Genomic DNA, 17,055 nt, shown 5'->3' on the forward strand with positions numbered 1-17,055 from the left:
TCTTCCCCTGTATGGGTCACTCTTAAATGACCTCAGGCACGTTGTACGGACAAAAGCCCAGTACAAACTACCTTATTGGGCAGCCTTGGCTTTTTCCACGATGGCAGCAAATGCAGCCTTCTCGTGTACTGCCAAATCGGCCAATACTTTACGGTCGATTTCGATACCGGCTTTCTTAAGACCGCCTACAAAGCGGCTGTAAGACATACCGTTGATACGTGCACCGGCGTTGATACGCTGGATCCATAGCGCACGGAACTGGCGCTTACGGTTGCGACGGTCACGATAGGCATACTGACCAGCTTTAATAACGGCTTGCTTAGCAACGCGGAAAACGCGTGAACGGGCACCGTAGTAACCTTTAGCAAGCTTCAATACTTTTTTATGGCGACGACGCGCTACTACGCCACGTTTAACTCGAGTCATAACACACTCCTGACTTTAAGGCTGGGGCAAAAAATTATGCACCCAGAAAAACGAAAACCCGACTTATAGATTCGGCAGCATACGCTGGATAAGTGCTTTGTCAGACGCGTGGATTTGCTTCATTCCACGCAGTTGACGCTTACGCTTGGTCGTTTTCTTGGTCAAGATGTGGCTACGATGCGACTGCTTGTGCTTAAAGCCATTAGCAGTCTTCTTGAAGCGCTTGGCAGCGCCACTGTTGCTTTTAATTTTCGGCATGAGGACAACTCCGCTCGATATTTTTTAGAAAACCCAGGGCCGACCACCTGTTTAACGGTGGCCCGTTGACAAAGCCGTTGGATCACTTCTTTTTCGGGGCAATAATCATGATCATTTGGCGGCCTTCCATTTTAGGAAATGCCTCTACCGCTCCGATCTCTTCCAGGTCTGCCGCAATCCTTTCCATCAGCTTACGACCGATGTCCTGGTGCGCCATTTCACGACCACGGAAGCGCAGTGTGACTTTGCCCTTGTCACCACCTTCCAAAAAGCGCGTCAGGTTTTTAAGCTTGACCTGATAATCGCCTTCATCGGTGCCAGGACGGAATTTAACTTCCTTAACCTGGATTTGCTTCTGCTTCTTCTTTTGAGCCGCTTTCTGCTTCTTGGTCTCAAAAACGAACTTGCCGTAATCCATAATCTTGCAGACGATGGGATCGGCATTCGAAATTTGCACGAGGTCTAAGCTTTCGGATTCAGCACGCTCTAGCGCTTCGGTGGTGGGCACGACACCCAACTGCTCACCGTCGCTTCCAATAAGACGTACTTCTTCTTCGACAATTCGCTCGTTCATTGGTGGGCGTTTGTCTGCTGGACGCCCGCGCTGGTTGCTTCTCTTGATCGTTCCGTCTCCTTAGGCAATTGACGATGTCGCCAGGGCTGCTCTCTCGGCAGTATGGCGTTCAATAAATTCATCGACCGTCATTGTACCGAGGTTTTCGCCGCTGCGTGTTCGCACGGCCACTGAGTCAGCTTCGACTTCCTTATCTCCTACCACAAGGAGATAGGGAACTTTCTGTAACGTATGCTCACGGATTTTAAAGCCGATCTTCTCGTTCCTCAAGTCCGCTTTAACACGTAAGTCACTTTTTTGCAGACGGCTCTCCAAATCAAGCGCATATTCACGCTGTGAATCGGTGATAGTCATGACGACTGCCTGCTGTGGCGCAAGCCATAATGGCATAGCGCCTGCATAATGTTCAATCAAGATGCCAATGAAACGCTCCATAGAGCCAACGATAGCACGATGCAACATCACTGGCGGCTTCCGATGCCCCTCTTCAGTCACATATTGGGCACCAAGTCGCTCTGGCATCATAAAGTCGACCTGCATAGTACCCACTTGCCACTCGCGTCCCAGGCAATCTTTCATATGGTATTCAATCTTGGGGCCATAGAACGCGCCTTCGCCAGGAAGTTCCTGCCATTCGACATCACAAGTTTTTAACGCACTACGCAGCGCATCTTCTGCCCGGTCCCAAACCTCATCACTACCAATGCGTTTTTCGGGGCGAAGAGCAATTTTAATAGCAATATCTTCAAAGCCGAAGTCGCTATACACCTTCAACGCTTGACGATGAAAGTCAGTTACTTCTGGCTCAACTTGAGCTTCGGTACAAAAAACATGACCATCGTCTTGAGTAAATGCACGAACGCGCATGATACCGTGTAAAGCGCCTGAAGGCTCGTTCCGGTGGCAACCGCCAAACTCACCAAAACGAACGGGGAGCTCGCGATAGCTACGTAAGCCAGAATTAAATACCTGAACATGACCAGGGCAATTCATAGGCTTGAGGGCATACTCACGCTTTTCTGACTCGGTAAAAAACATTCCGTCTGCGTAGTTATCCCAGTGTCCTGACTTTTTCCAAAGCGATACATCCATTATCTGAGGGCAGCGAATTTCTTGGTAGCCACCCTCTTTATAAACGCCTCGCATATATTGTTCGATCTGCTGCCATAGCGCCCAGCCGTTAGGGTGCCAAAATATCATTCCCGGCGCCTCTTCCTGCATGTGGAAGAGATCCAGCCGACGCGCCAATTTACGGTGATCGCGCTTCTCCGCCTCTTCAAGACGTTTGACGTAAGCCTTAAGCTGTTTCTTGTCGCCCCATGCGGTGCCGTAGATACGCGTCAGCATGGTATTGGCAGCATCGCCACGCCAATAGGCCCCTGCCAGCTTAGTGAGCTTGAAGGCTTTTAAGTGGCGAGTATTAGGCACGTGCGGCCCGCGGCACATGTCGGTGTACTCTTCATGATGATAAAGCCGGATCGTCGCATCATCAGGGATATCGCGAACAATTTCCTGTTTGTAGGGCTCATCACGATGCAAAAAGGTCAGCATTGCCTGGTCACGATCAACATACTCGCGCACCACATCGTACTCACGCTCGATCAGTGACTGCATACGCGCTTCGATAGCTTCCAGGTCTTCCGGTGTAACGGATTGACCAAACTCAATATCGTAGTAGAAACCATCTTCAATAACAGGCCCAATGGCCATTTTGGCCTCGGGGTACATCTGCTTAACCGCATGACCAATGAGGTGAGCGCAGGAGTGGCGAATAATTTCCAGCCCTTCAGCGTCACGGGCAGTAATTATCGCCACCGCTGCGTCCCGCTCAATCAGGTCAGCGGCATCTACCAGCACACCATCGATCTTTCCAGCGATGCAGGCCTTAGCCAAACCAGGGCCAATGGATTCTGCAAGCTGCATAATGGTCAGCGGTGCTTCAAACGTTTTTTGGCTGCCGTCGGGCAGAGTAACAATAGGCATTCATGTTCCTTGAGCGCAGTGGTGATCCATACCAAGGATCACATTTCGCTATCAATGGTCTTGGAGGGTGCAAAAGTCCCACTAAAAACAGCGACAAGATTAGCAGAGTTACCTACCGCTTAAAATAAAAACGGGAGGCATATGCCTCCCGTTTCTGTACCTGTGGATTGCAGTTAACCATTTACAAGTCGTCTACAAACCTCAGAAGATAAGTGAACTTAGTTCCACTCATCCAATTCAACGCGACGGTTCTGGAAGCGACCTTCTTCAGTCTCGTTAGACGCGATCGGCTGCTCTTCACCGTAACCTACTGCACGCATACGGTTAGCTTCTACGCCACGGCTTACCAAGTAGTTAGCAACTGATTGAGCACGCTCTTGTGACAAGTTTTTGTTGTACTCGTCAGAACCGCGTGAATCAGTGTGGCCTTCGATGCTTACGCGAACATCAGGGTTACTGACCAAGCGCTCAGCAACACCGTTCAATACATTCTGAGCATTAGAGGTTAACTGAGCAGAATCAAACTCGAAGTTAACATCTTGCAGAACGACGCTATCCGGGCAACCCAATGCGTTAACTTCTACGCCAGCAGGGGTGTTCGGGCACTGATCACGGTAATCTGGAACACCGTCATTATCGGAATCAAGCGGGCAACCATTAGCGTTAACTTCCACGCCGGCAGGAGTGCCTGGGCACTGATCACGGTAGTCCGGCACGCCGTCACCGTCGGAGTCTAGCGGGCAACCTTCAGCGTCAACAGCAACGCCTGCAGGTACTTCACCATAGCTCGGGCACTGAGGAGCAACCGGTTCAGGAGTACGATCAGCACATAGCAGACCGCCGATAGCAGCACCGGCAACAGCACCGGTAGCAGCACCGCTTTCTTCATCAGAACTACTGCTGGTGGCGTAGCCAATGCTGCCACCGATAACACTGCCAGCTAGACCACAAACAAACGGATGCTGGTACCAGCTGCCGTCGCTGCTAGCGCTTGATTGGCTGGAGGACTGTGAGGCCGAGCTGGCACAGCCAGATAGACCTACTACCAGTGCGGAACCGATTAGCAAGCCAGTCGTTGATTTTTTCATGCAAGACTCCTTCTTGATCCAATGCTGAAATGGCCATAAGTGACCAAATCTATCCAATGCTTCTTATTGCGAGAGCATCCATTTTTCGCCTGTTCCAGATCGCTACGGTTGGTATCAAGCTACCAGTACGATTAGTGACGTACCAATCACTCAACACCCAAACGATACAGAACGGTGTGCCTATCATTAACGCTTAAGCGCAAGAAGGCAACAATGCCAAGATATCAACTTCTTGCCAATACCGACATCACTCAGCATAGCAAAATTGCCGCAATCGGCACTGAAAATTAGCTTGCTATGCAATTTTGGCGGTTAAAACCGCTCAAAATTAATAGTTAATGCAACGCACTTTTGCCTTTCGCACGCCATTTTAATACTGCTTGGGCAGCTTCCAATACGGATTCGCGTAAATCATTTTCTGCCATCACCCGTTCTTTGTCTTCCTGCATACGCTCTCGAGCAGTCAACTGTTGCCGGGCGGAATGCGTATTTAGATGTTGAGTGCGGCTATAGTGTTCAGCAAAAGCCTTAAATTCAGTTCGTTCCGTTAAGCTAGGATCAATGATTTCAAGTAGAACCTTACACCGCCAAGCCCCTTCAGTGATATCGACCTGCTCCTGAACCAAAGCACTCGCGACATAATCAAGATTTTCTAGACTGTTTTGTTGGGCGCGAGCGTCCTCATCGCGCCGATAAGCTTCTCGACGACTTACCTCTTTGCGCAACGACCATGCGTAGAAACACAGCCCTACAATGACTGCAATCGCTACGGCGAGTAATACCAGCGCTACCGTTGAGCTCATGAAACTCCTCATTAAGCGGATAAATTGCTTGACGAAAATTGTACACCTTTATACCACTATTTTACCAATAGCACCTAGGCTTGCTTCTCCTCTTACTGCATACCTGTCCAACTTGTCTTCGGATCACCAAGCAAGCGCCGCAGCGTAATGATCAAGTAATAGCGCACTGAAAACGCCTAATAAGTAGCGAATTGAGAACCAGAAAGCGCCGATAGGTGCAGTAGCATCGTGACCGCGCCAAACCCGCCAGTTCCAAAACATAAAGCGCGCATTCAGGCTTATCACAATGACTAAATAAAGCACCCCACTCATCCCGATCATTACCGGAAGTAGAGTGGTCAATACCGTTAACCAGCCATACAACCAAATTTGTAGCCGTGTAAACGGAAGACCATGGGTAACAGGCAACATTGGGATGCCTGCTCGTGCATAATCATCACATTTATGAATCGCCAGTGCCCAAAAGTGCGGCGGCGTCCAGGCAAAAATAATCAGCATTAGCAACAGCGGCTCAGAAGATACTTGACCAGTAATGGCAACCCAACCTAGCAATGGTGGTGCCGCGCCAGCCACACCTCCAATAACAATATTTTGGGGCGTAGCCCGCTTTAAAAAAGCAGTATAAATCAATGCATAACCAATCAAAGAAGCAGAGGTTAGCGCAGCTGTTAAAACATTAACCTGCCAAGCTAATAGCGTAACACCTGCAACAGAAAGCAAGCACGCCCAAGACAACGCGATTGTCACGGGTAGCCGTTTACTCGCCACTGGACGACAAGAAGTTCGTGTCATTACCGCATCCAAATGGCGGTCAATAACATGATTTAAAGCAGCTGCACCACAAGAGGCTAAACCGATACCGGCCAAACTAATAATTACTTTCGTCAGTGGTGGTAGGCCTTGGGTTGCCAATGCCATCCCCACGGCAGCACACACTAACATGACAACCACTACTTTAATTTTACAGAGCCCAAGCAATTCTCTCCACCCCCACACCATTGAAGGCAGAGCTGAAGGTAGTGTCATTGTTATATTTCGCATGCGCTCCCCTTCTTTAGTCAGCAATAACGTTGCGATAAAACAGATTAGAGCTCTTTGAAAAAGCGCCAGCTTCATTGTAACGCCAGCACCACCAAGCCCATACCAGACCAACAGAGAGTGCAATGGCCCCTGCCGTATGTAGCAACGCAAGCCATAAAGGCAGCCATAACAATACGTTAGCGACACCTAAAATAGCTTGCAGCATGTATAGAGAAACCACAATCGCTAGAGGTCTAGCGACATTCTGCCAATGCCGATATCGTAACCAAAGCGCAACCAACCCGGCTCCTAACATGAGTGCGCCTAAGCGATGAACAACGTGGATAGCAGTGCGTGCATCAGCATGTAGCTGCCCATGTAAATAATTAGGGCCAACAGTTTGGGTAACATGAAAACCCTCGCTTACATCTAATTCAGGCCACCACTGACCATTACAGGTAGGGAATCCTTGGCAAGCGATGCCTGCATAGTTGCTAGTCACCCACCCACCCAACGCTAACTGCACCACCAGCAAGCATGCCGCAATACCCCAACAGGCATTGGTTCGGCGCGGTTCAGTTATGGATTTTTTACGAGCACGACGTAAGTGTAGGTGTAACCAAAAGAACAGTAGTAATACACTCAGCCCACCCAAAAGGTGGAGAGTGACGACTTGCGGCCAGAGTTGTAGCGTAACCGTGAAAGCACCGAAGGCACCCTGCAATATAATAACAACTAAGAGCGTCAAACTTAGCCGCCATGGGTAACCTGACCGTTGACGCAATGGCCAACCCAGCGCGACAACACTTATTACCGCCAGCCCTAGCAAACTAGCGATGTAGCGATGGGCCATTTCCACCCACGCTTTAAACGGTTCTAACGGCACATCGGGATGGCGCAGGGTGGCATGATCGCTATCGGGGACCAGCAGCTTTCCATAGCAACCTGGCCAATCAGGACAGCCTAAACCAGCATCGACTAACCGTGTCCATGCACCAACCAGCATTACCACTGCGGTAAACAGGGTACCTATTAACGTTAATCGCACTAACCAGCGTAAGCGGCGCTCATAGGAATCGGGCATGATGCTTCCTTAACAACAAAGATTAGTGCGCTTCATAGAGGGTTTACTTTAAAAAGATGCTGTATATCGTCAAGCACGTATTTGCTCGCGACGTTTTCATCAAATGCTAACGCCGGTCGTCCTGTAGGATCGAGCAACCACACTGAGTTTTCTTTTCGCCATGAAGGAAAACGCTGCCACTCACTAGTCACTTCGCCCGGCAATGGTTCAAGCCCCCCGCCGATGCGCAAACGCGTTAATCTTGGCGCCTCGCGTCCTAAAGCACGATGTAGCCGCCACAATTCATCCTGGCGAGTTTCACACTGCAGGGTGCAGTCAAATGCCAGAATCCATTTGTCTTCTTCACTCACGGCAGACGTTGTTAATGGCCATTCATGAAGAGCGGGTAATGCCAGGTCTACATCACCATGTGCCGTATGGTGATCGGGGATGCCAATACGGAACTCGACCATTCCCCAGGCAGCAACCACGGGAGCCGCGAATATCGCAAAGATCAGCATTAATTTGAGCCGCTGGCGCCGGATATATTTAGCTTCCTGCATATTTATTCACCCTGCTTATTTTTACTCAGTAACGACTCTTCTTGAGTTGCATCGCAACGCAATTTTCGCCCCCCAAAAAACATTACCACCAGGGCCGCCAGGGCCAGCCCCCACCACTGAAACGCATACCCTATATGCCGGCTGGGCGGCATAACACTGGCTTCCCACCAAGGAATCAGAACGCCATCGCCCTCACTAGCATGCACCCAGCCCGCATAGCTAAACGACCCTAACGAAGCACGCCAAGGTTCAAGACTTAACTGCTGCAACCTGACACCTTCTCTATTTTCTCCATATAGTGGCCCGCCCTCTTGTACTTCCTGCCACTCACCGGTCAACTCAACACTGCCACTTGGAGTAGTGGCTTGGGGTGGGTCACGATGAGGCCCCGTTGCTAAAAAGCCTCGCTGCACCAACCAAAGCTGACCGAAGCTATCACGCAGTGGCGTTAGTACTGCTACCCCTAACCTTCCCTCTACAGTCCGATTATCTAAATAGAGGGTATGCTCTGCCAAGTACTCACCCCGTAGGGTTACCTCTGCTCCTTGGGCTGGCTGCACGGTAGGTTGTACCAATGCAGGTGCCGTTTCGCGAACGGCCAATGCTAATCGCTTGTCATCTGCCCGCTCCCACTGCCATAGTCCTAAATAGGCGCCTAATGCCACCACCAAACTCCAGAAAAAACACCAGCTATAAAAACGCCATTGTCGAGAGGTTTTCATCATGTGGTTACAACTACTCATTGCCGCTGTATTCGTAGCGATGGTTATCAGCCTCGCCATGGGAGCTGGCTTTTTGCTGCGTGATCACTCTTCGTCTCGCCGCTTGCTTGTGTCTCTTAAATGGCGTATCGGACTTGCTTGTTTATTAATGATTCTCATCATATTTGGCTTTTGGTCCGGCCAGCTAGGCTAGGCAATTTATAAAACGTAAACGAAAATAAAGAGTCCAACCCATACCACATCAACGAAATGCCAATACCAACATGAGGCTTCAAAACCAAAATGATTTTCATCGGCAAAATGGCCTTTCACTATTCGTACTAACATGGTGGCAAGAATGATTGTGCCGATAATCACATGCAACCCATGAAAGCCGGTCAATATAAAGAACGTTGCGCCAAAAATACCGGCTTCCAATGTAATACCGTAATGCGCGTAAGCCTCATAATATTCAATGCCTTGAATCATTATAAAGCAGCACCCTAATAGCACGGTACCGGTTAGCCAGTTACGACATGTCCGCCGGTAACCGACTTTTAAAGCCTCATGGGCAACTGTTAGCGTGATACTTGAAGTGATCAAAATTAGCGTATTAACGAGAGGAAGTTGCCAGGGGCTAAAAACTTGTTGAGGGCCAGCAATTGAAGCATCGGGTGGGTTCAGCAGGGGCCATGTAGCAACAAAATCTGGCCACAGTAACGCTGAAACCCCTTTAGCGCCCTCACCACCCAGCCAAGGAAGGGTGAACATCCTTACGTAAAACAACGCCCCAAAAAAAGCGGCGAAAAACATGACTTCTGAAAAAATAAACCAACCCATGCCCCAGCGAAACGAACGATCCATTTGAGCATCGTAAAGCCCACCACGAGACTCACTGATCACATCCCGAAACCATAGCCCCATCACAGCCACTATGCCCAACACGCCTATTAAAACCAGCGGCAGCCCAGTATCGTACACGAGCTTAATGCCGATTCCGGCCATCATTGCACCGAGTGCCACCGAACCGAGAACAGGCCACCGACTACTCGCTGGAACGTAATAGCTACCACTGCTCATATCGTTTCTCCCGCCGCGTTATTGTTCTTTGCTTCGTTTTTGGGATCGTTCTTAACACCGTGATTGATTATATTATTCAGTGAGGCGGTCTGTATCGCACGTTCAATGGGATACAGGGTATACACCAGCGTGATGGTATTAATATCTGCTGGAAGATCTCGCGCCAACTGAAACACTAACGGGATCGTCAAGCGCTCATTACCCTGCAACTGTTGCTCTTCAAAACAGAAACAGCTTACTTTGCGTAAATGGCGCGTTGCATTTGAAGGGGAAACGCTAGGTACTGCCTGCCCCCAACTTTCTTTATGACTATTATTAGTAAACGTAAAGTCGACTTCTGCCGTTTGCCCCGGATGCACGCTCATTTGATGCATTTCAACGCTCATCTGCCACGGTAAGCCTGGGCTGCCCCGCGTTATAAATTGCACATTAATGTAACGGGACTCATCTACCTCTTCGTGCACGATACTTTGTGCCGTAGCATCAACCTTGCCATTGATGCCGGTAATTTGACAAAACACGTCATACAACGGAACTAGCGCAAACGCAAAGGCGAACATACCCACTAGCACAGCCATTGTTCTAATAACTGTTCGACGCACGCCTACTTGGTTTTGCTCTCGACTTTCCATAACACCTCTGGGCCTACTGGCCTGTGTGGTTTATGTCATTTTTAATGGGAAGTACGATGAAAAACCGGCGGTGTTTCAAAGGTGTGCAAGGGTGCGGGACAAGGGACTGTCCACTCTAAATCTTCCGCGCCCTCCCAAGCTTTTGCTGGCGCTTTTTTACCTCCCCGAACGCACAGGATGATGCCTAAAACAAATAGCAACTGTGAGGCGCCAAAGAAGAAAGCACCAATACTGGAAAGTAAGTTAAAGTCGGCAAACTGAAGAGCATAATCGGGAATACGGCGCGGCATACCGGCTAACCCAGCGAAATGCATGGGGAAGAAGGTTAGGTTGACACCGATAATCGAAAACCAGAAATGCCACTGGGCAAGCCGTTCGTTAGGGTAATGCCCTGTCCATTTCGGCAACCAATAATAAACACCTGCCATGATGGCAAAGATGGCCCCAGGGACTAACACATAGTGAAAGTGGGCAACGACGAAGTAAGTATCATGATATTGAAAATCCGCAGGCGCGATCGCCAACATTAGCCCTGAAAAGCCACCAATAGTGAACAGCACGACAAAGGCAAGGGCAAATAGCATCGGCGATTCAAAACTGATTGAGCCACGAAACAGCGTAGTGACCCAATTAAACACTTTCACCCCAGTAGGTACGGCAATCAGCATCGTTGTATACATAAAAAACAGCTCTGCTACTAAAGGCATCCCTACCACAAACATATGATGAGCCCAGACCAAAAACGATAGAAACGCAATCGCCGCTGTGGCATAAACCATTGATGCATAACCAAACAACGGTTTTCGTGCAAAAGTTGGTATGATCGCAGAGACAATACCAAAGGCGGGCAGGATCATGATGTACACTTCAGGATGGCCAAACGTCCAGAAGAGATGCTGAAATAGAACTGGGTCGCCCCCACCCGCCGCGTTAAAGAAACTTGTGCCAAAATTAATATCCATAAGCATCATGGTGATAACTGCCGCTAAAACCGGCATTACCGCGATCAGCAGAAAGGCCGTAATTAACCAGGTCCAGACAAAAAGCGGCATATCCATTAAACGCATGCCCGGTGCACGCATGTTTAAAATAGTTGCGATGATATTAATTGCCCCTAATATCGAACTGATGCCCGCAAGGTGTAATGAAAGTATAAAAAAGGTCGTAGAGGGAGGCGCATAGTTGGTCGATAGCGGCGCATAAAAAGTCCAGCCGAAATTTGGACCGCCACCTGGCATCAAAAGAGTTGAAAGCAGTAGCGTAAAGGCAACCGGAAGCAGCCAGAAACTGAAGTTGTTCAATCGAGGTAGCGCCATGTCTGGCGCGCCGATCTGCAGCGGAATCATCCAGTTAGCTAACCCAGTGAATGCCGGCATTACGGCGGCAAACACCATGATCAAACCATGCATCGTGGTCATCTGGTTAAAAAATTCAGGCTGGACTAACTGGAGACCCGGTTGGAAAAGCTCGGCCCTCACCACCAAGGCAAAGATACCGCCAACAAAAAACATTGTTAGTGAGAAAATCAGGTAAAGAGAGCCAATCTCTTTATGATTTGTGGTCAATAACCAGCGTAATATACCTTTCGGCGGCGCAGGATGGGCATGGCTTTGCCCATCGGCGACGGCGGTAGTGCTATGTTGCACATGTGGCTGAGGGGGCAGTTTGGGCGACATGATACTCTCCGAAATATTGTAGTTGTCTAAATAAGTGGCGCATCAGCATTATTGGGCAATTAACTCAGCTACTTCTGAAGGCTGCACCACATCTCCCGTATCGTTACCCCAAGCATTTCGCGTATAAGTTACTACAGCAGCAATTTCCACTGGATTTAAGGTGCTACGAAAAGCTGGCATTGCAGCACCCGAAACACCGTTGATTACTTTATCGAGATGCCAATCTACATCTTCTATAAGCTGTTGGTTATTTGCCAGCGCCGGGAAAGCGGGGGGCGAACCCTGCCCTTCAGCTTGGTGACAAGAAGAACAGATTGCTTGGTAAACTGATTCACCACGTTCCGCTAGCTCTTCCATACCCCACTCACGATCGACTCCCATTGCCTCTTCTGCAGCCGCTTCTTTGCGCTTGGCAAGCCAACCCTCAAACTCCTCTTCTTCCATTGCATGGACCACAACGGGCATAAACCCATGATTGACACCACAAAGCTCCGTGCACTGCCCACGGTATATACCAGGCTCATTGATTTTTACCCAATTTTCATTGATAAAGCCTGGAATTGTGTCTTGTTTAACCGCCAAGTCAGGCACCCACCATGAGTGAATAACGTCATCTGATGTCATCAAAAAACGCACTTTACGATTGATAGGTAGCACGAGCGGCTCATCCACTTCTAATAAATAGTGCTCTCCTCGCGTCTCAGCGCCACTGATTTGAGTCCGAGGGGTACTCATATTCGAATTAAAAGCGACATCCTCCCCCAGATATTCATAACGCCAACGCCACTGCTGTCCCGTGATCATGACATCTAGCTCTGCATCTGAAGAGTCGTACATATTTTTTAGCGTTGCGGTAGCAGGGACAGCCATGCCAACCAGAATCAAGACAGGAATAGCCGTCCAAAGCACTTCTACACTGGTGTGCTCATGAAAGTTGGCGGCTTTGGCGCCTTTGGAGTGGCGGTAGCGAAACAGGGAGTAAAACATAGCACCAAACACTACGAGGCCGATGACAACACATATCCAAAAAATCGTCATGTGAAGGCCAAAGATATCGGCGCTAACATCGGTTACACCAACAGGCATATTCCAATCATTGGCATTAGCCTGCGACCCGCTCGCAGAAAGGGTAATGACTAACAGCCACCGCCACGCTGATCGCATAGAAACCTCCTGACTTATTGTTGTTATCTCCTGCCTTTAGATGAGGGCAGAACTAAATGAGATATTAGCAGTATAGAAAATATGTGCCATTCGTCACGCTTTGCTTACTTAACGCTATCAACGCTTTTCAGCGGGCAGCAAACGTTGCCAAAACGATAAGCACCAAAACGAACAGCAATGTAATGACTACCCCAGTAACAATGTACGCTGCAGGCTTGCCACTACTAAAGTCTTCCTGTCGCTTTTGGTTACTCTGGACCCCAAGCAAGGCCGCTAATACTGACTTCACCACTGACCACATAAAACCTCCGATTAGGGCTGGTGTAACAACGCACATTGAGGATTCATGGTTAACATTCATTATCATAGACAGACAAAGGTATTACGTTTGGATAAACGGAAAAAATCTAAGCATTTACAGGCAGGTAAATGGCAATCTATAGTTCTGATTATGCGATACTAATTTCCCCCAGGATCAAGCGCCACCCAATGGAGTGACTCATGTTCAAGCACCTTCCCAGCCTATCAGCTAAAAGCCTATTGGCTATTTTCCCATTACTGCTGCTAACAGGTTGTACGACGTATACCTGGCCCGACGGCTCACAGGAAACCGTAATCGGTGTGGTGCCAGAAGAAGAAAATAAACGCTACGAAGAAGAACAGGTAGAAAGGGTACGCTATCGTATTCCGAACGAGATCCCAGAAAAGCGCAGCGAATAAGCATGACGGCAAAACGGTCAGGCTATTTGTCCATCTTCCGTTTTGTATGCGCAGTCGCCGTTGCGGTCAAAGGATCTTCTGGCCAGGGATGCCGAGGATAGCGACCGCGCATTTCTTTGCGTACCTCTGGGTAGCCATTTTGCCAGAAACTCATTAAATCTTGGGTGACCTGTAGCGGCCTACGCGCGGGTGAAAGCAGATGAATCATTACGGCAACGCCGCCATTAACGACGGTAGGGGTTACCCGCCAACCAAAGGCCTCTTGCAGCTTCATAGCTAAAACTGGCGGGCATTGGCAAAGGCAAGGCACATAATCTAACATAATCACTTTCCCACTGGGCACTTCAAGCGTTTGAGGTGCCAATTGATCAAACTCACTTTTCTGTTCCCAGGAGAGTGAATCAAGCAAGTAACGCTCTACAGGCAATGCTTCAATTTCGCTCAGTCGATTTATACCAATCAAGTAGGGAGCTAACCAACTCTCTAATGTGGCTAACAGTACCTGCTCCGACCAATCGGGCCATTGCTCCCCCAGGTTGGCGCGTAACAGCGCCATACGCCCGAGCAACTGTTGATGCTTCTTGCCAAACAACCGCCTGGGCTGCTGACGTAAAGCATCCAATAGCGCCTCTTTTACGGTTTCTTCCGGCAAATTCGCCAATGGTCGTTTGGCAATAATAAGGTTAGCGTGCGCCTGCACCTCTTCACCGATTAAACGGCCCTGCTCTTGCGACCATGTTACGCGTGGCTGCCAGAGGCTAATCCCAGGATATAGAGAAAGCAGTGAGGCAAGGGGTAGTTGCTCGCCAGCAATAATGCGCACTTGGTCCCCTGCTGCGCTGTTTAACACGGCGGCCACTAAAAAAGATTGATGTGCCAATGGCTCATTTAACGGCAGCGTAGCGGTTTTGCCATTTGCTAGTCGAAACTTACCTGGCTCTATTAACTGGCCGATGCGCTCAGGGTATGCCAGTGCCAAGAGCGGCCCAAGCGGTTGCATTATGGCTTCATCAAGCACGGCCCCTGCTTTCCTAGCAAGCCTAAGGGCTTCGCGCTGCCATTGCGGGAAACGTTTAGGCTGACTGAGCCGGATTGCTAACGCATCATGCAGCGAGCGCTCTGAGCTGTCACTCTCCTCCAGTAGGGCTGCTAGCCCACAAGCCAGGGGAACAGCATTAAACTCTGCAGCACGCCCCAGCATCACGGCTATTCGTGGTTCGACTGGCCAGTGGGCACAGCGACTGCCCAAGGGGGTTAGCCTGTGTTGCTTGTCTAATATACCAAGCTGCACTAAAAGCGCTTGCCCACTGCGCCAGGCACTTTCTGGCGGCAGCGTCACCCAACTCAGCTCTTTGGGCGATGCAACCCCCCAACACGCCAGTTCAAGCACCAGCGATGAGAGTTCCGCTTGCTGAATTTCTGGCTCACCGTAAGCGGTTAACGGCTGCTCTTGAGCCCAGAGCCGAAAACAGACGCCCTCCCGTTGCCGACCTGCGCGACCCCGCCGCTGGTCGGCGCTAGCACGGTTGATTCGTCGTGTGGTTAACCACGTTAGGCCCGTGCGCGACTGAAAAAGCGGCACTCGCTCTAAGCCACCGTCAATCACTACATTGACGCCATCCACCGTAATGCTAGATTCGGTAATCGCAGTGGAGACAATAATACGCTGTTGTGAAGTGTTTGCTGCTAATGCCGCTTGTTGCTGCGCGATACTCATCCTACCGTGCAGCGGTCGTATCGCGAGGTCTGGTAGCGCCCTTTCCAACGCTTGTACTAGCCGATTTATCTCGGCCACGCCCGGCAAGATCACTAATACATCCTGCGTATCAGGCATTAAAAGCGCTTCATTGACTACGCGCAGAGCATGGCTAACACTCTCTTCGCTATTTAAAGAAGGACGATAAAGCGTTGTCACCGGATACTGACGACCATGACACTCGATGGTGGGCACCTTCTCCCCTAACACTCGCCTGAGCGCCTTGATATCCAGCGTTGCCGACATTACCAGCAGGCGTAAATCGTCACGAATACTGCTTTGCACATCCAGCGTAAGCGCCAACCCTACATCGGCGTCTAAACTTCGCTCATGGAATTCATCAAAGATGATCCCGGCCACGCCTTCCAGCAGCGGGTCATCCTGCAGCATGCGAGTAAGCACCCCTTGAGTAACGACCTCTAAGCGAGTTTGCGCGCTAACACAGCTATCGCCGCGCATGCGATAGCCCACTGTCTGACCGACCTTTTCGCCTAACTGCTGAGCCATATAGTTAGCCGCCAATCGCGCGGCGACTCGCCGTGGCTCTAGCAAAAGCAGCTTCTGCCCTTCTACCCAATCGGCCGTAAGCAGAGCAAGCGGGACACGGGTAGTTTTGCCAGCACCTGGCTGGGCAATCAGCATCAGACGATTGTTGGTAACCAGGACTTTTTTAACGTGATCAAGATGCTGATCAATCGGCAAATCGCTCATTTAACACTCACTTTTCCACCAAGTGAGCTTTAGTACTCGCCTGAGTGATTCCGCACCCTTTTAGGATAACGTGCTCAAGAAAGGCTGAAATTGATTCAACATCCTCTTCAGTTAATGCATCTCGGCCTAAAATACCGCTTACCTGAGCGCTATATTCAGTGTAGTGCTGGGTAGCAGACCAAATTAAGAAGATTAGCCACTTGGGGTCGACGGCGTCCATTTTACCTTGCGCAGACCACTGCCGAATGATCGCGGCACGAGAAGCCACCCACTCACGCAGTTCACCGGCCAGATAGTCACTCAAGAAGGGAGCGCCGGCTAAAATTTCCGCTGCAAACAGTTTTGAGCCTTCGGGGTAGCGCTGACCAAGCACCATTTTGGCGCGGATAAAATCACTCAGCACAGTTGCTGGATCACTCTCCGGGGTAATATCTTCAAGCACCTTGTTCCAGCGATGCATCATACGGTTAAGCAGTCGCACATAAAGCGCCTGCTTACTTCCCATGTAGTACAAAATATTAGCCTTAGGGAGACCAGCCCGATCAGCGATCACTTGCAAGCTCGCTCCACGGTAACCGTACTGAGAAAACACTTCTTCAGCGGCCATCAGAATATTTGTCTCAACTTTTTCACGGCTGGGGCTTTCATGAGTGACGGATACAGCGGTCATTTACAATGTCCCTTAATAAGCGTCGGCGGGTAGGCTTGTTGCCCCAAATAGAGGCATTTCGCATAAGCTTGCCCCACTCCCGTGCAGCGATCAAATACTTGCAAGGCAGATCATTTTGTCTCAAGCTCAACTTATATTGACCGATCGGTCAGCACAATCCCGGTCTA

At 49.8% G+C, this 17,055-nt stretch carries 19 protein-coding genes; 2 read left to right on the plus strand and 17 right to left on the minus strand.

What is annotated here, in order from left to right:
• Positions 1-72: 72 nt before the first annotated feature.
• The 10 genes from rplT to ACXUPB_RS11750 all read right to left on the minus strand — a co-directional run bounded on the left by rplT (position 73) and on the right by ACXUPB_RS11750 (position 8,503).
• Positions 73-426, minus strand: a complete 354-nt coding sequence (gene rplT / locus ACXUPB_RS11705; protein ID WP_078087679.1) for a 50S ribosomal protein L20 — start codon at positions 424-426, stop codon at positions 73-75.
• Positions 427-489: 63 nt separating this feature from the next.
• Positions 490-684 carry a 50S ribosomal protein L35 gene (rpmI, locus tag ACXUPB_RS11710; protein ID WP_007114345.1) on the minus strand — a complete coding sequence of 65 codons (195 nt, stop codon included), beginning with the start codon at positions 682-684 and terminating at the stop codon, positions 490-492.
• Positions 685-766: 82 nt separating this feature from the next.
• Entirely contained in the window at positions 767-1,258 is a 492-nt protein-coding gene (gene infC, locus ACXUPB_RS11715; protein WP_007114346.1) for a translation initiation factor IF-3, read from the minus strand.
• 60 nt (positions 1,259-1,318) lie between these two features.
• Positions 1,319-3,241: a threonine--tRNA ligase gene (thrS, locus tag ACXUPB_RS11720; protein ID WP_035555538.1), complete on the minus strand. Its 1,923-nt coding sequence runs from the start codon at positions 3,239-3,241 to the stop codon at positions 1,319-1,321.
• 218 nt (positions 3,242-3,459) lie between these two features.
• A complete protein-coding gene (locus tag ACXUPB_RS11725; RefSeq protein ID WP_179916400.1) occupies positions 3,460-4,329 on the minus strand; it encodes an OmpA family protein in 870 nt (289 codons plus the stop codon).
• 335 nt (positions 4,330-4,664) lie between these two features.
• Positions 4,665-5,132, minus strand: a complete 468-nt coding sequence (locus tag ACXUPB_RS11730; RefSeq protein WP_035555533.1) for a DUF2489 domain-containing protein — start codon at positions 5,130-5,132, stop codon at positions 4,665-4,667.
• Positions 5,133-5,255: 123 nt separating this feature from the next.
• Positions 5,256-6,173 (minus strand): heme o synthase, encoded by a 918-nt coding sequence (gene cyoE, locus ACXUPB_RS11735; protein ID WP_179916413.1) that lies wholly within the window; start codon positions 6,171-6,173, stop codon positions 5,256-5,258.
• A 13-nt stretch (positions 6,174-6,186) separates the two neighbouring features.
• On the minus strand, positions 6,187-7,236 hold the full coding sequence (locus tag ACXUPB_RS11740) for a COX15/CtaA family protein (protein WP_179916401.1): 1,050 nt from the start codon (positions 7,234-7,236) through the stop codon (positions 6,187-6,189).
• 32 nt (positions 7,237-7,268) lie between these two features.
• Positions 7,269-7,778: a hypothetical protein gene (locus ACXUPB_RS11745; protein ID WP_179916402.1), complete on the minus strand. Its 510-nt coding sequence runs from the start codon at positions 7,776-7,778 to the stop codon at positions 7,269-7,271.
• Between the two features lie 2 nt (positions 7,779-7,780).
• Entirely contained in the window at positions 7,781-8,503 is a 723-nt protein-coding gene (locus ACXUPB_RS11750) for an SURF1 family protein (RefSeq protein WP_179916403.1), read from the minus strand.
• Here ACXUPB_RS11750 and ACXUPB_RS11755 point away from each other — a divergent pair.
• Positions 8,502-8,693: a DUF2909 domain-containing protein gene (locus tag ACXUPB_RS11755; RefSeq protein WP_035555517.1), complete on the plus strand. Its 192-nt coding sequence runs from the start codon at positions 8,502-8,504 to the stop codon at positions 8,691-8,693. The two genes, ACXUPB_RS11750 and ACXUPB_RS11755, sit on opposite strands and share 2 nt — an antisense overlap.
• 5 nt (positions 8,694-8,698) lie before the next feature.
• On the opposite strand, the gene ACXUPB_RS11760 is transcribed toward ACXUPB_RS11755, so the two are convergent.
• The 5 genes from ACXUPB_RS11760 to ACXUPB_RS11780 form a co-directional block, all read right to left on the minus strand.
• The gene (locus ACXUPB_RS11760) at positions 8,699-9,559 is read right to left on the minus strand and encodes a cytochrome c oxidase subunit 3 (RefSeq protein WP_035555514.1); all 861 of its coding nucleotides are present in this window, start codon (positions 9,557-9,559) and stop codon (positions 8,699-8,701) included.
• On the minus strand, positions 9,556-10,191 hold the full coding sequence (locus ACXUPB_RS11765; protein WP_035555511.1) for a cytochrome c oxidase assembly protein: 636 nt from the start codon (positions 10,189-10,191) through the stop codon (positions 9,556-9,558). The genes ACXUPB_RS11760 and ACXUPB_RS11765 overlap by 4 nt, the downstream gene beginning before the upstream one ends.
• A 41-nt stretch (positions 10,192-10,232) precedes the next feature.
• The gene (gene ctaD / locus ACXUPB_RS11770; RefSeq protein ID WP_035555494.1) at positions 10,233-11,867 is read right to left on the minus strand and encodes a cytochrome c oxidase subunit I; all 1,635 of its coding nucleotides are present in this window, start codon (positions 11,865-11,867) and stop codon (positions 10,233-10,235) included.
• A 48-nt stretch (positions 11,868-11,915) separates the two neighbouring features.
• Entirely contained in the window at positions 11,916-13,031 is a 1,116-nt protein-coding gene (gene coxB, locus ACXUPB_RS11775; protein ID WP_472952537.1) for a cytochrome c oxidase subunit II, read from the minus strand.
• 127 nt (positions 13,032-13,158) lie between these two features.
• Positions 13,159-13,398, minus strand: coding sequence for a DUF2970 domain-containing protein (locus ACXUPB_RS11780; RefSeq protein WP_472952539.1), 240 nt, complete (start codon positions 13,396-13,398; stop codon positions 13,159-13,161).
• Positions 13,399-13,532: 134 nt separating this feature from the next.
• Between ACXUPB_RS11780 and ACXUPB_RS11785 the strand changes: the two genes are divergently transcribed.
• A complete protein-coding gene (locus ACXUPB_RS11785) occupies positions 13,533-13,751 on the plus strand; it encodes a hypothetical protein (RefSeq protein WP_472952541.1) in 219 nt (72 codons plus the stop codon).
• 22 nt (positions 13,752-13,773) lie between these two features.
• Here the strand turns inward: ACXUPB_RS11785 and hrpB are convergent, their stop codons facing one another.
• Complete coding sequence (gene hrpB / locus ACXUPB_RS11790) at positions 13,774-16,218, minus strand: ATP-dependent helicase HrpB (protein WP_472952544.1); 2,445 nt, start codon at positions 16,216-16,218, stop codon at positions 13,774-13,776.
• A gap of 7 nt (positions 16,219-16,225) precedes the next feature.
• Complete coding sequence (locus ACXUPB_RS11795) at positions 16,226-16,888, minus strand: TetR family transcriptional regulator C-terminal domain-containing protein (protein ID WP_472952547.1); 663 nt, start codon at positions 16,886-16,888, stop codon at positions 16,226-16,228.
• Positions 16,889-17,055: the final 167 nt, after the last annotated feature.

The sequence above is a fragment of the Vreelandella sp. DA03-1M genome (assembly GCF_055725665.1).